This window comes from Neisseria sp. P0007.S010, from assembly GCF_051962875.1.
Lineage (GTDB): Bacteria > Pseudomonadota > Gammaproteobacteria > Burkholderiales > Neisseriaceae > Neisseria > Neisseria subflava_A.
Map to the genome: position 1 here is coordinate 167,331 of NZ_JBQCUX010000005.1, position 14,243 is coordinate 181,573.

The following is a 14,243-nucleotide window of genomic DNA, read 5'->3' on the forward strand; positions in this document are numbered from 1 at the left end:
TTTATTCCTCCAAAACACCCAAAGGAATCCCATGCACTACTTCACCCCCGCCAAAACCCTGCCCGAAGGCACCATCTACCTGACCGACCTGACCCACGTCGCCGACTTCGCCGGCTGGCTGACCGAATTCGAAACCCTGTTAAACCAAAACCCCCGCTTCGCCACCGTCTGCGCCCCGATGCGGCGGCAGGTAAGCGACGAACAGCGCATTGCCGACCGTAAAACTTACATCGAATGGATAAAGGCACATCGGCCGCAACTGTCCGAACGCTGCGCCGCCATGCTCCTTATCGAATCCGACGCGGCACAACTGGCGTTCTTCCGCGAACAATCGTCCAAACTCGGCCCCGCGCTGGGCGTGAACTACATCGTTGAAGTAGATGAAACAACCGCCCTACTTCGCGCAGAAGAAGCGTTGAAGGCCGTCTGAAAAGATACTAAACCTATTTAAATACAAATCAAGTATTACCACCCAATATGTTCAGACGGCCTTGTCCCTTTATTTGCCTCATCTTCAAAAGAATCATGTGATGTCCGACAATCAGACTTCCCCAAACTCACGCGACTGGCTGCTGCTTATCGGCGGCAGCACTTACAAATTCACGCTAACCGGTTTTTATCTGGTCGCACTGGTCGCTATTTTGAAAAATCACGGTTATAGCCTGAATCAACTGAGCTGGATTCATTTAATCGGCAGTATCGAAGCAGCGAAGGTATTGTTTGCCGCACTGATGGAACGGCGGCCGGCGGGGCGGTTCGGGCGGTTTCGCGGCTGGCTGCTGGCGGCGACGCTGGGGCTTTCGGCAGTATTCGGGCTGATGGCCTGTACCGACATCACGCAGAACTTCCCGCTGCTTCTGGCCTGCTGCGTTTTGCTCTCGGCGATGTCGGCGGTGTACGGCTGCGCGATGCTGGGTTTGTCGTGCATCGTCCTACCGCATCGCGAACGCGGTTTCGGCGGCGTGATTCAAACGATGGCGGCACGCGGCGGCAAGATGATCGGCGGTGCGCTGGTGTTGTGGCTGTATCAGGAATACGGGCAGACGGCGGCGGCGGGCTTTATGCTGGCGTTCAGCCTGCTGATGTTGCTGCAACTCTTGTGCTACCGCGAGCCGGAAAGTCCGACTGCGCAAGGCAGTTGGACGGCGTTGGCAGCACGGCTGGTTTCTTTTTGGCAGCAACCTGAAACGGGCTGGCGGTGGCTGGTTTTGCTGTTTGCCGTTGCCGCACCGTATGCGTTTATGGCGGCGACTTTTGTGCCCAAGCTGGCGGATTTGGGCTTCACTCCGAAACAGACGGGTGGAATTTTGGCGGTAGGTATTCCTGTTGCCTGCCTGATTGTGACGCCGCTGTCGGGCTGGTTTTCGCGCAATTATCCGCGCCGCAAACTCGTGTTCCTGCTCTACGCGCTGCAACTGCCGCTTTTGGCGTCCATGACCGCCATCGATACGCTCGCCCGCGTCCGCTCTTGGCTGCCCCCCACGCAAATCATCGCCCTGAGCCTGAGCTACACGCTGCTACTGCCGGTGATACTGGCGTTGGTGATGGACAAATCCGACCGTGCCACCGCCGCACTCGACAGCAGCCTGCAATTTTCCGTCGTCCTGCTCGGCAGTTACGCGGCCGGTTTCGCCGCCCTGCGGCTGGCAAAGGCTATTGGTTATACAGATGCGTATTGGGTTGCAGTGTGCTTGGCCGTATTGGTAGGCCTGCTTTTATATTTGAATAGAAATTTATTCAATCATTCAGAGCGTGATTCACAATAATTCGCTCAGATATTTATCTATTGATTTTAATTGGGCGCTCCTCCGGATAATTTTTCATTTTATTGCACAATCTCTCATGAAAATATAACAAAACGTGCCCATAATACTGCCGTTATTACACTCTTAAATTCAAAAGGAACCTTATGACTGCTGTTCTCATCGTTCTCGGCTTGATCGCCATTATTGTCGGTATTTTAGGCACTATTTATCCTGCCTTGCCCGGATTGGGTTTGATGTTTGGTGGTGCATGGCTGTTGGGTTATGCCGGCGATTATCAAGTGTTTGGCTCGGGTACGCTGACATTTTTGGCCATCGTTGCCGTATTCGGTACTGCGATGGACTATGTGGCGGGCGCATTGGGTGCAAAATATACCGGCGCAAGCAAAACCGCGGTTTGGGGTGCGTTTATCGGCGGCATCGTCGGCGCATTCTTCTCCATTCCCGGCTTGTTGCTCGGCCCGTTGACCGGTGCGGCCATCGGCGAATTTATCGCACGCAAAGACACTTGGCAGGCAGGCAAAGTCGGTATCGGTACGTTTATCGGCTTTATCATCGGTACCGTGGCCAAAATCGGCTGCGCCTTGACCATCGCACTGACCATTCTGTTTGTTTGGTTGGCCTCGTTGTTCTAAGACAAAACATTAAAGGCCGTCTGAATTTCAAGCATTCAGACGGCCTTTTCATTGCACTATTTATTTTCTTATTTGCCGCAGCAGGCTTTGTATTTTTTACCGCTGCCACACGGACAAGGATCGTTGCGCCCCACTTTTTCGCCTTCGCGGCGTACGGTTTGCGGCTTATTGATGATGGCCTGCCAATACCAGTAAATATCCAGCAGGACATGCGGCAAATCAGACTCCAGCTGGGTCAGCTCTTTTTCATTCAGATGCAAGATGACTTCGCCGTTTTCCTCATCATCATAGATGCCGCCCAAAGCCATAATCGGATAGAACAAATCCTCAAACTCTTCTTGATCGACTGCTTCAAACCAATCGGTAGGCACAATATCCAATGCGTAAAGATAGGCGTTACACCAAGTGTAGAAATCCGGATTGCCGGCTTCATCTTCATAAAACCACAAATCAGGCAGAATTTTCTCGTTGAGCTTCATGCGCATATCGGCGGCCATTGCCATCACCAAACGCTCGATTTCGGTGCGTTCTTTGGCATCAAACAAAGATTCCTCACCCAAAATCTCAGGCAACCAGTTGGTCGGATTCAAAGCATCCGGACCGCTCAATAAAGCCATCATAAAACCTTGAACCTCATCACAACGCATGGTGTTGTGGGCTTCGGATTTGGCATCCAGTAATTCCATCAAGCGGCTGCGTGCCACTTCATCAAAAGTCAGTATTTGCATTTTTATTCCTTAAAATAAAATCGTATTATTATTTTCAGACGGCCTGAGCATGGATACGCTGCCGCATTTGTTCAAATAAACAAACCGTTGCCGCCATCGCGACATTCAATGATTCGGTTTGTCCCAACATTGGGATTTTGACACAGGCATCGGCCTTCTCTTTTACCGTTTCGCTCACGCCGCTGCCCTCGTTGCCAAACACCCAAGCACAAGGTTGACTGAGGTCCATTTCATACAAACCGATATTGCGCTCCCCTAAGGCAGTTGCCCAAATTTGATGCTGATACATTCCCATCCAAGCGGATAATTCCACTCGGCTGAAAATAGACAGCAAAAAATGCGCGCCCATCCCCGCCCGCAACACTTTAGGCGACCAGATATCCACGGAATCATTGCCGCACACGATTTGCCTGACTCCTGCCGCCGCCGCGCTGCGCAAAATTGTGCCTGCATTGCCGGGGTCTTGTACCCGCTCCAATACCACGCAATCGCCGTCTGAAGGCAAGCCTGTCTGTTTCGGAATATTAATCCAAGTCATCACATCATCGGCATCGGTCAAACTGGTGATTTTAGATAGCGCTTCGTTACCGACCCAAGTAATCAATCCCTCATCCAACTGCGCCGCAATTTCTTGAATTTCAGGATGCTGCTGTTTCTTTTCAGGCAGATAAACCTGTTTGGGCGTACCGCCGCTTTGCAAATAAGTTTGCAGCAGATGTATGCCTTCCAATACGGTTTCACCGCTTTCACGCCTTGCTTTGGCCTGCGTCAGCAGACGGAATAAATGTTTGAGCTGTTCGTTTTGAGCAGAGGTAATCAGTTTCATGGAGCGCATTATAACTGTTTTGACTTCGTTGAAGCTATGCTTTCAGACGGCCTGACGGTTTTACTTCGGAAATAAAAAACCCTTGCAATAAAGCAAGGGTTTTGCATGATTTCATTTTTTACTGCACAACAGTCTGCTGCTCATTTTTTTGCTCGGTGCGGACAGTCGGACGATTTTCAATTTTTCCGTCTTTTGCCGCATTCGGCACAACAGTCTCGCCAGGCTCTGAAGCTGCTTTATCACTAGGCGTACCGCTTACCGGAATAATATTTTGGGCAGGCTGAATATTAGACTTCTCTGCAACCGGCATAGCGTCACGAGAAGTTTGCGGTGTAAATTGCCATACTGCAACAGCAATCGCACACACGCTGGCAGCGGCCGCGAAGAATTTGAAGAAGCCGCTATTGGCCGCTTCACGCTGAGCATATTTTTCCTGTTTGCCTTCAGCTTGAGGCACTGTAAATGCTTTGCTTTGCATGGTTTCACCGGCAACACTCGCCGCCGCACCCTGACGGATACAGTCGCCGATAATGTGGTACTCATGCCAAGCGCGCATAGCTTCCTCGTCTGCCAATACGGCATCCAGCATCTCATCAGTCAATGCTTCACCGTCCATCAATGCAGACACATACTCCAATGCTTTATTTGTTTTGTCGTTCATTTTTATTACCACCTTTGATCTTCAGAAGTATCCAACAGCGGCCGCAAATCTTTTGCAATCAGTTCACGCGCTCTGAAAATACGCGAACGTACAGTACCTATCGGACAATCCACTACCCGAGCTATTTCTTCGTAAGACAAGCCATCCATTTCCCTAAGCGTAATGGCTTGACGCATATCGTCTGGCAGTTGCGCAATGCTTGCTTCGACGGTCTGCAAGATTTCCCGATTCATCATTTCAGCTTCCGGCGTATGGTAATCCGCAATCTGATCGGTTAAATCGAGAACATCTCCCTCCTCATTGGCTGCTTCCGAGCTGACAAAAAACTGGCGACCCGAAGTGGTCAAGAAATTCTTTGCTGTATTGATACCGATACGGTACAGCCACGTATAAAATGCACTTTCTCCACGAAAATTTGCCAATGCACGATAAGCCCTAATCATTGCCTCTTGGGTTACATCGTGTACTTCGTGCTCATCCTGAATAAAACGGGAAATCAGTCTGTTTAGCCGACGCTGATACTTGGACATCAGCATCTCGAATGCCTTATGGTCACCTTTCTGTGCGCGCTCCACCAAAACTTGATCTATTTGGCGATCGTTCATATTCAACCTTTAATCGTTTTACTGCTTTAAACCAAAAATAGTAAAGCGTGCTGTGCACAGTAAAGACAGCAACGCTTTGAAATAGTTCCACGAGATTACACTCAATTGCCAAAGTTTATTCGTATAGATACTCTAACACTGACTATATTTCTTGATATACATGGACTTAATAAAAGTAGTTTAATTACTAATAGTTACTAAACTTAGAGTCAACCACTTTGTCTTTTGCTATATATTTGGCTAACTTTTCATGAACAAGCAGATAGCCTTCCCCTATTTGAACATCGCTTCCCACCCGAAGATTAACAACAGCAAGGCACTTGTTGCCCATACTTAAGACAATCGGCCAATATTTACGGACGAGTGGCACAATATGACACTCTTGCAATAGTTTTTCGACTGATTTTTCCCTTTGTCCTGACTGAATCACATCGCCTTTGACCACACTTCGAAGTACCGCCTGCTTCTCCAACTCCTCTTCTGACAAACCTCCCTTATACGGTAATAAAACAAAACCATTTTCCAGCAAAATATCTTTCAGACGGCCTCGAACTTCGCTGCCATTACACCAAGGCAGTTTTTGAAACTCACTTTCCTGACAAACAAACAGCTTGTCCCGATAGGCGACCAGTTCTCCGTCTGGTAAATTTAACTGCGCCTGATCAGCGGTTTCCAATACTCGGGCAAAATCGGCAATACTGTGATAAGAAGGCAATGATTCCGTTTGCTTTCGCAAAAAATACCAAAGCAGCCGACGACGCAAAAGCGGCGTACATTGCCGCCACCGGCTGATGCTGAATATTCCGTTTGGACTGATGCGCTGGTATTCAAACTCAATCAATTCATCTAAAAGCTGCAAATCTTCCTGCAATAATCGGATATTGGCACAAATTTGCCGCTCAAAATTCGGAATCCGCTGCTGCCATTGCGGCAAGGCCTGATTTCTCATCCAATTGCGTAAATAGACAGGATCCTCGTTACTTTCGTCCTCGACAAAAGACAACCTCCATTGTTGCGCATACCCTGCCAATTCCTGACGGGAAAATGCCAAAAGCGGCCGCCAGATTTGGATCTCTTCATTTAGATCACGCCATACCGGCATGGCCGCCATACCGCGCAATCCGCCGCCGCGTATGGCCGACAGCATAAATGTTTCGATTTGATCATTGCGATGGTGGGCCAAAACAATAATTTTTTTCAGGCCGTCTGAAAATGCCTGATATCGGGCAGCCCTGGCCGCCGCTTCCAAACCTTTTCCTTGTTTTTCCACATTGACACGGCATACCCGCAAGGCAACATTCAAACGCTGACAATAATCCTGACAAAATTTTGCCCAACTGTCGGCATTGGTGCTTAAACCATGATGAACATGGACGGCACGCAAATCAAAACGGCGGAATTCACGCATCCGGTGCAAAAGATGCAACAGGACAACGGAATCCAATCCGCCGCTCAAACCGACTTCAAAAACAGTATGGTTCGGCAAATCAGGAAAAGCTGCTTGAAAACTTTTAAATAGGGAATCAGGGGATAGTTGCGACATTTCAGACGGCCTGAAATTATGAATGACTCAAAAATAGAATACAAAAAAAGCAAGCAGCGGCATCTGCTTGCTTTTTCAGCAGTCAAACTTATTTATCGGTAAATTTACCGTAAGCCATGATGCGGTCGAAACGGCGGGAAAGCAAATCAGGCATGGTCATGCTTTGCGCTTCGCTTAATTGCTGTTCCAAAACGGTTTTAACGTTTTTCATCGTGGTTTCGTAATCACGGTGTGCACCGCCCAACGGCTCGTCAATGACTTTATCGATGAGATCCAATTCTTGCAGGCGTTTGGCGGTAATGCCCAATGCTTGCGCGGCGTCTGCTGCTTTTTCGGCAGTTTTCCAAAGAATAGAGGCGCAACCTTCAGGAGAAATCACCGAATAAGTCGAGTATTGCAGCATATTGATGTAGTCACCGACAGCCACTGCCAACGCACCGCCCGAACCGCCTTCGCCGATGATGGTACACAATACCGGTACATGCAGGCGAGTCAGTTCGTACAAATTACGGCCGATGGCTTCGGACTGGCCGCGCTCTTCCGCGCCAATGCCCGGATATGCGCCCGGGGTATCGACAAAGGTCATGACCGGAATATTGAATTTTTCGGCAGTCTTCATCAAGCGCAGTGCTTTACGGTAACCCTCAGGACGCGGCATACCGAAATTGCGGCGGATTTTTTCTTTGGTATCGCGACCTTTCTGATGGCCGATAACCATCACGCTTTGGCCGTTGAAACGTGCCAAACCGCCGACAATGGCATGATCGTCAGAATAATGGCGGTCGCCGTGCAGCTCTTCAAAATCGGTAAAAATACCGTTGATGTAGTCCAAAGTATAAGGACGTTGCGGATGGCGGGACACTTGTGAAATTTGAGCCGGAGTCAGCTTGCTGAAAATTGACTTGGTCAACTCACTGCTTTTCTTTTTCAGTCTGGCAATCTCGTCGGAAATATCAACGGCAGATTCGTCTTGTACGAATCGCAACTCGTCAATTTTATTGGTTAATTCGGCGATGGGTTGTTCAAAGTCCAAAAAAACGGGTTTCATAAAACAAAGCTCTCGGTAACGGTTGCTGACATGATACGCTAATCAGACGTATTTGACAGCATTTCTCAAAGGGAAACTGCCATCTTTTGCAATAAAAAATCTTTCAGACGGCCTTTATAATAAAGAAATAGTATATCTGCACTAAACACATGGAGTGCCGTATCTTATGATAAACTTCAATTCAGTTCAATCATTTCAAACAGGCTATGAAAAACGATCATGACAATTCGTCCATGCGCTTGGACAAATGGCTGTGGGCCGCGCGCTTTTTCAAGACCCGCGCGCTGGCACAAAAACATATTGAGCTGGGCAGGGTTTTGGTAAACGGCTCAAAGGTGAAAAACAGCAAAAATATTTCCGCCGGCGACACCATCGACATGACTTTGAACTCCCTACCCTACAAATTCAAAGTTGCCGCACTCAATCATCAACGCCGACCGGCACCGGAAGCGCGTTTACTCTACGAAGAAGACATGAAAACGGCTGCCGAACGCGAAGCTCAAAAACAGCTCGACCAAGCCAGCCGCATCAGTGCCGCTTATCCGGACGGACGCCCGACCAAACGCGACCGCCGCCAGCTTGACCGTATGAAGCGCGATAGCTGGTAAAGCGTTTCTTCCATTGTTTCAGACGACCCTATATCCATGCCGTCTGAAAACCAAAAACAGGCAGGACATCCTGCCTGTTTTTTATTTGTGATGATTAAAATTTATATTCTAACTGACCACGAATAACGTTTACGTCCTGCTTATCCGTACCGACGGTAGGCGTAACTTGTTTGCCGGCCAAATAGAAACCTTTGAGTTTCCAGTTTTTCCAAGGAATATAGGTCGCACCGATTTGCACGCCTTGGACGTTTTTGCTGTAATCCTCAACAGAAGAGACTCCGGACAACGAACCGACACGGCGGTAGTTCAAGAATACGTCGTAAGAATTACGGACGTTCCAGTCGGCCAATTTATAGCGCACTTCAGTGAACACGCCGTCATTTTTGATTTTTTGTCCGGCATCATTATAGGCTTTGATATTGGACTTGCTGACTGCGGCCATCCAATGCCAATCGTCATTAAACTTGATGTCCGTACCGATTTCTCCGAAGACCGCATTTTTCTTCGCACCGCGTACATCAATGTCCTTCATGTAGCTGACTGTTGCGCCGACGTTGATATTCTCATTCACAGGCAACATGCTTTGAACCGCGGCAAAATGTCTGCGGCGGCCGCCAATGCCCCATGCGTTGTCGTTCAGGTTGCCGGTACGGCGGCCCGCATAGATTTTGGTAGGCAGGGTTTTATTGTCGAAGAAGATTTCGCCGCCGGTTACTTCGGCATCCCAGACGCGGCCGTAGGAAGAGAACGCGCCAAATTTACCGACACGCGCTTTAATATTGTTGTACAAAGTCCCTTCGGCATACAGTTTATTGACCGGCACATCATGATCGCCGTTGAACTTACCGGTTTCCAAATCGATATTCGGCTCGATTTGCGCCACCAATTTCCAATCTTTATACAGTTTTGCGCGTAACCAAAACTCCGCATTGAAGTTGGCATTGGTATCTTCAGGCGTAGGATTGATGCTGCTGTTGTTGGCATTGATGTCTTTGGTATCCGCACGTACGCGCAAGCCACCATTCACAGTCAACAAATCATTGAAAATGCTGATTTTATCGTCATCTTTGCGAATGATACTGCCGGAATTGACGTAATCGTTGGTGGTGACCAAAGCCGCCGCATCATGTCCGCCATCAGCATTCTCTGCCAAAGAATAAGATGATGAAGCCAATAAAATACAGGTTGCAATCAGTTTGGTTTGAAATTTCATGCCGACTCTCCAAAAGAAGGTATTGAAAGTGAAGTATTCGATAAAGCGTACAACATTATGAATTTCGTATAAATCATTCATTTATTTACTAATTATTTTTATCGTATGTAAATTAGTGTAATCAGTCAAGCAGATTTAAACGCTTTATCCTCTTTCAGACGGCCTCTTGATTCAGGTCAAACGGAAGCCTGCTCATCAGTCTGTTCAAACTGCCATTTCAAGGCATCGGCCAATGCCGTCCTGCGTTTTTGATGGCATCCCACAGCCTGACACAATTCCTCCGCATTTCCCCAAAACACAAAACGTTCACGTGCACGGGTAATGGCTGTGTAAAGCAGAGCCTTATCCAAACCTCGGGCTTCCTCTTCGCTTTCCGTCGTTACAGGCACTGACGGGGGGAACAGCCATACTTCCCGATATTCCGAACCTTGGCTCTTATGCACCGTCATGGCAAAAGCCGATTCAAAATCAGGCAAACGGCTGATGGCAATTTTTTTGAATCCATCTTTCTCAGGAAAAAATGCAGACAAACCATTCAACGATTCTTCATCTTTCATAATCAGACCGATGTCGCCGTTAAATACTTCCAGCATGTAATCATTGTGCGTAATCATGATGATTTGTCCGGCAAACCAAGGCGTTTCGCCCGAAGCCTTGCCTTGTCGTTGCAAGTATTCTTGATAAGCTTGATTCAAATCATCCGCATCCTGCCGCCAAGCCGCCAATACCACCACATCGGCCGCATGACCATAGGCGAGTGCAACATTATTCTCTGCCACAGCCTGCCAATAATCCTGTTGCTTTTGATACAGCAAGGCGACCTGCTCTTTCAGACAGCCTGATTTCATTTCCAATTCTTTGGGGAACTTGTCAAACTGTTCGACCGCAGTTTGCTTTTCCCCGGACACCACCGCCCTCGCCAAACAACCGATACCGCTGTCTGCACCAAAACGGTGGCTGAACGTCAATTTGGCATTGTTTTGCGATAAAGCCTGTGGCCGCTCTTTAATCTCAAAGCCATGATCGGGCAGGTACACTTCCAACTTTTCAGCGGTTGCTTTATCCAAAGCCGTCGGACGCGATAATGCCGCCAATACGGCACCCAACCCAACCGACGGCAACTGGTTTTCATCGCCAAGCAACACCAAACGACAGCCGGTTGGCACGGCACGCAACAAATCCAACACCAGCGGCAAATCCAACATTGACGCCTCATCCACCACCAAAACATCCAAAGCAAGCGGATGTTCATGATTGAACGCAGGGCACATTTGCGGCGGCCTCAATTTCAATAATCGATGGACGGTCTGCCCTTCCAAGTTTTCCAAATGCGCTTTAATGCTCGGAGACAAATCAAAACCGTCCAAAGCATGCTGCAAAGCCCGTGCCATATGCGCAGCCGCTTTACCCGTCGGCGCCGCCAAAGCGATACGGGGCAGCTTCGTACTGTTATTGCAAATCAGACCCAAAAGTTTTGCTACGGTAGTCGTCTTACCCGTACCCGGCCCGCCGGTAATCAACATAAAGTTTTGCAGCAAAGCCAAAGCCGCAGCATCCCGTTGCTCTTTACTGTCTTTAGTATCAAACCAGTCGCTCAGGCTTTTTGAAGCCGCCATGAAATTCACTTCTTCCGCCTCTGCACTGGCCAGCCGTTTGATTTCAACAGCCAAATCATGCTCCAACTGCCACATACGCCCTAAAAACAATTTCCGGCCTTGCAGGATAAGCGGTTTATCCGCATTACCGACCAAATTCGGCAAGTTGCTTAAGGCATCGACATCCGCTTTATCCAAGTAAATAAACGAATGCCCGTTTTGCAAGGCTGCAAACAGTCTAACCACATAAGGCTCAATAACGGATGCACCCTGTACTTCGTGACGGCGGAAAAACGCTATGGCCACATCTGCGGCAGAGGAAAGGATAGAGTCGGTCGGATTCATGGCTCAGGATTGATTGATACGGAAAAAAGAAAGGCCGTCTGAAAAACAGCGTTTCCATAAATGAAAACCTATTTTTCAGACGGCCTCTATTATACCTTTCAAAGCATAAAATATTTGCCTGAAATAATAACCTTATTGCAGCACTTGCAGGCTGCCGTCTTTCATGGTCATTACCCGGTCGAAACGCTCAGCCAGCTCGTCATCATGGGTCACCACAATCAGGCTGGTGTTTAATTCGCGTTTCAAGTCCAGCATCATGTCCAACACATTTTGCGCATTTTTACGGTCAAGGTTCCCCGTCGGCTCATCTGCCAACAGGCATTTCGGCTCATTAACCAAAGCACGGGCAATCGCCGCACGCTGACGCTCACCGCCGGAAAGTTCGCTCGGACGGTGCAGCATACGCTTGTCCAAGCCAACCTTTTTCAGCATCTTGACAGCCTTCTCCTCAGCCATCGCCTTGGGCATTTTGCCGATTAAAAGCGGCATCATGACATTTTCCAACGCAGAAAACTCAGGCAATAGATGGTGGAACTGATACACAAAGCCCAAATAACGGTTGCGCAATTCGCCCAACTGTTTTTGGCTCAAACCGCCCAAATCCTGATCCATCAGTATTACCTTGCCTTCAGACGGCATATCCAAGCCACCAAGAAGGTGCAGCAACGTAGATTTACCGCTGCCTGACGAACCAATAATACTCACGCTTTCCGCTTCAGCAACTTCAAAATCCAAATGATTCAACACTTGTACATTCAATGCGCCATCATTATAGCTTTTGCCAACGCCGGTACATTTCAAAATTGTCTTACTCATAACGCAAAGCCTCCGCAGGTTGGGTTTTTGCAGCACGCCAGCTCGGATACAGTGTGGCGATAAATGCCAAGCCAAGCGAAATGCAGGCAATAACGGCGACATCCTTCAAGTTCACATCGCTAGGCAGGTAATCGATGAAATAAACCTGTGAGTTAATCAAATGCACGCCGAACAGGTCTTCAAAAAACGCGACAATCTTGCCGACATTCCAACCCAGCAATACACCGCATACGACACCAACAAGCGTACCAAAGAACCCCGCAAATGCGCCCTGTACCAAGAAAATCTTCATGACCCCACCCGGGGACAAACCCAAAGTGCGCAAAATCGCAATATCGGCTTGTTTTTCCGTTACCGCCATTACCAAAGAAGAAACGAGGTTAAACGCAGCAACCGCGATAATCAGTGTCAAAATGATGAACATCATGCGTTTTTCCAACTCAACGGCTTCAAAATAGCTGCGGTTGTTAAACGTCCAGTCGCGCACCCATACTTCATCTTTTTTAGCATCAGGAATCAACTTGGCAATGAAAGACGGCGCATTCTGAGGATCAGCCAATCGTAAACGCAGCCCACCGACATTTTCTCCCAGTCGATACAAGACTTGCGCATCCTTGATATGCGTCATGGCCAATGTGTTATCGACTTCATATACACCGGTTTTTACCACACCGACCACATTAAACTGCTTCAAGCGCGGCACTACACCGGCAGGGGTAACGTTACCCTCTGGCGTAATCACTGTAACCTTGCCGCCAAGCTCCGTTCCCAATGCCTCAGCAAGCCCTTGACCCAAAATAATATCAAATTCGCCCGGCTTCAAATCGTCAAAACTGCCGGCCGGCATATCCTTACCGTAATCAACGACATTTTTTTCTTCAGACGGCAAAATACCGCGTATCTGTACACCGCGCACTTCCCCGGCATTAGCAAGCAAAGCCTGATCGGAAACATAAGGCGCACTGGCCAATACTTCCTTTTTGCCTTTTACAAATTCGCGCAAACTCTGCCAACCCGGAGCGCTACCGACATCGTAATAGCCGATTTCCGCATGAGGTGCGACGTTCAACAATTGGCCGCGTATCTCTTTCTGAAATCCGTTCATCACTGATAACACCACAATCAGTGCCGTTACGCCCAAGGCGATACCGGCGATTGAAATCATGGTAATAAATGACATAAAGCCGTTGCGTTTTTTCGCACGCAGATAGCGCAGGCCTATCCAAGTTTCTAAAGAAGCCATTCAAAAATGCCTCATTCGTTTGTCAAAAAAGGCTTATTGTACCGTAAAACCGACAGGTCGTCCGATTGCCCGACTGATGTAGCATTCAGGGATAAAGTGTATGTAAAACCATGTATCTTCCCGTAAATTCCGCCGAAAAACTTGCACAATCTGCCAATCGCCCTTATTCTGAAGCTGTAACACACTTTGTCACCATCAAAAAGGAAATACACTAATGAACAGCAAAAAATTCTTGGCCCTCGTATCTGTAGCTATAGGTTTGTCTTTCAGCTTCAATGCATATGCCGCCAAAGAAATCAAAATCAGTTCAAACAATACCGCTTACTCCGACGCCGATGTTCAAAAACTGGCAGCCACGGCTGTCGGCATGGGCGTGAAAGAACCTGTCAGCCTCAACAGCGGAAACGGTGTTGTTACCGTATCCGGCAGCAGCGCAACCAAATGCGCATTCAAAGTCGGCAACGGCGATACGCCTCAAATTCAAGGCGTCAGCTGCAAATAATCTGATTTAATCAATGAAAAGGCCGTCTGAAAGACTGAGACCTTTGCAAAATTCCTTTTCCCCCGACAGCCGAAATCCAAACATAGGTTTTCGTCTATTTCCGCTCCTAATT

Annotated in this window: 15 protein-coding genes; 5 read left to right on the plus strand and 10 right to left on the minus strand. The window is 48.3% G+C overall.

The features are described from left to right. Positions 1-31: 31 nt before the first annotated feature. From ACTHR7_RS05520 to ACTHR7_RS05530, 3 genes are all read left to right on the plus strand, one after another. Positions 32-430: an extensin gene (locus ACTHR7_RS05520; protein WP_440370480.1), complete on the plus strand. Its 399-nt coding sequence runs from the start codon at positions 32-34 to the stop codon at positions 428-430. 100 nt (positions 431-530) lie between these two features. Beyond that, positions 531-1,766 carry an MFS transporter gene (locus ACTHR7_RS05525; protein ID WP_440370481.1) on the plus strand — a complete coding sequence of 412 codons (1,236 nt, stop codon included), beginning with the start codon at positions 531-533 and terminating at the stop codon, positions 1,764-1,766. 143 nt (positions 1,767-1,909) lie between these two features. Further along, on the plus strand, positions 1,910-2,398 hold the full coding sequence (locus tag ACTHR7_RS05530) for a DUF456 domain-containing protein (RefSeq protein WP_440370482.1): 489 nt from the start codon (positions 1,910-1,912) through the stop codon (positions 2,396-2,398). 68 nt (positions 2,399-2,466) lie between these two features. Here ACTHR7_RS05530 and ACTHR7_RS05535 read toward each other — a convergent pair whose 3' ends face one another. The 6 genes from ACTHR7_RS05535 to ACTHR7_RS05560 all read right to left on the minus strand — a co-directional run bounded on the left by ACTHR7_RS05535 (position 2,467) and on the right by ACTHR7_RS05560 (position 7,809). Then, entirely contained in the window at positions 2,467-3,126 is a 660-nt protein-coding gene (locus tag ACTHR7_RS05535) for a YecA family protein (RefSeq protein WP_003679105.1), read from the minus strand. Positions 3,127-3,160: 34 nt separating this feature from the next. Then, positions 3,161-3,952 carry an RNA methyltransferase gene (locus ACTHR7_RS05540; RefSeq protein ID WP_314765947.1) on the minus strand — a complete coding sequence of 264 codons (792 nt, stop codon included), beginning with the start codon at positions 3,950-3,952 and terminating at the stop codon, positions 3,161-3,163. 118 nt (positions 3,953-4,070) lie between these two features. After that, on the minus strand, positions 4,071-4,613 hold the full coding sequence (locus tag ACTHR7_RS05545) for a sigma-E factor negative regulatory protein (protein WP_219088613.1): 543 nt from the start codon (positions 4,611-4,613) through the stop codon (positions 4,071-4,073). A 5-nt stretch (positions 4,614-4,618) separates the two neighbouring features. Next, on the minus strand, positions 4,619-5,218 hold the full coding sequence (gene rpoE, locus ACTHR7_RS05550) for an RNA polymerase sigma factor RpoE (RefSeq protein ID WP_036493687.1): 600 nt from the start codon (positions 5,216-5,218) through the stop codon (positions 4,619-4,621). Between the two features lie 187 nt (positions 5,219-5,405). Continuing rightward, positions 5,406-6,761: a tRNA lysidine(34) synthetase TilS gene (gene tilS / locus ACTHR7_RS05555; RefSeq protein WP_440370483.1), complete on the minus strand. Its 1,356-nt coding sequence runs from the start codon at positions 6,759-6,761 to the stop codon at positions 5,406-5,408. 88 nt (positions 6,762-6,849) lie between these two features. Further along, entirely contained in the window at positions 6,850-7,809 is a 960-nt protein-coding gene (locus tag ACTHR7_RS05560; protein ID WP_440370484.1) for an acetyl-CoA carboxylase carboxyltransferase subunit alpha, read from the minus strand. Between the two features lie 206 nt (positions 7,810-8,015). On the opposite strand from ACTHR7_RS05560, the gene ACTHR7_RS05565 reads away from it, so the two are divergent. Next, a complete protein-coding gene (locus tag ACTHR7_RS05565; RefSeq protein ID WP_003679090.1) occupies positions 8,016-8,417 on the plus strand; it encodes an RNA-binding S4 domain-containing protein in 402 nt (133 codons plus the stop codon). Positions 8,418-8,511: 94 nt separating this feature from the next. Here the strand turns inward: ACTHR7_RS05565 and ACTHR7_RS05570 are convergent, their stop codons facing one another. The 4 genes from ACTHR7_RS05570 to ACTHR7_RS05585 all read right to left on the minus strand — a co-directional run bounded on the left by ACTHR7_RS05570 (position 8,512) and on the right by ACTHR7_RS05585 (position 13,629). After that, a complete protein-coding gene (locus tag ACTHR7_RS05570) occupies positions 8,512-9,630 on the minus strand; it encodes a hypothetical protein (RefSeq protein ID WP_440370488.1) in 1,119 nt (372 codons plus the stop codon). Positions 9,631-9,806: 176 nt separating this feature from the next. Continuing rightward, positions 9,807-11,570, minus strand: coding sequence for an exodeoxyribonuclease V subunit alpha (gene recD, locus ACTHR7_RS05575; RefSeq protein WP_440370485.1), 1,764 nt, complete (start codon positions 11,568-11,570; stop codon positions 9,807-9,809). A gap of 132 nt (positions 11,571-11,702) precedes the next feature. Further along, a complete protein-coding gene (lolD, locus tag ACTHR7_RS05580; protein WP_003683651.1) occupies positions 11,703-12,386 on the minus strand; it encodes a lipoprotein-releasing ABC transporter ATP-binding protein LolD in 684 nt (227 codons plus the stop codon). Then, complete coding sequence (locus ACTHR7_RS05585; protein ID WP_107867416.1) at positions 12,379-13,629, minus strand: lipoprotein-releasing ABC transporter permease subunit; 1,251 nt, start codon at positions 13,627-13,629, stop codon at positions 12,379-12,381. Before ACTHR7_RS05585 ends, lolD begins: the two co-directional genes overlap by 8 nt. Positions 13,630-13,843: 214 nt before the next feature. Between ACTHR7_RS05585 and ACTHR7_RS05590 the strand changes: the two genes are divergently transcribed. Then, positions 13,844-14,131, plus strand: a complete 288-nt coding sequence (locus tag ACTHR7_RS05590; RefSeq protein WP_107867417.1) for a hypothetical protein — start codon at positions 13,844-13,846, stop codon at positions 14,129-14,131. Positions 14,132-14,243 lie beyond the last annotated feature (112 nt).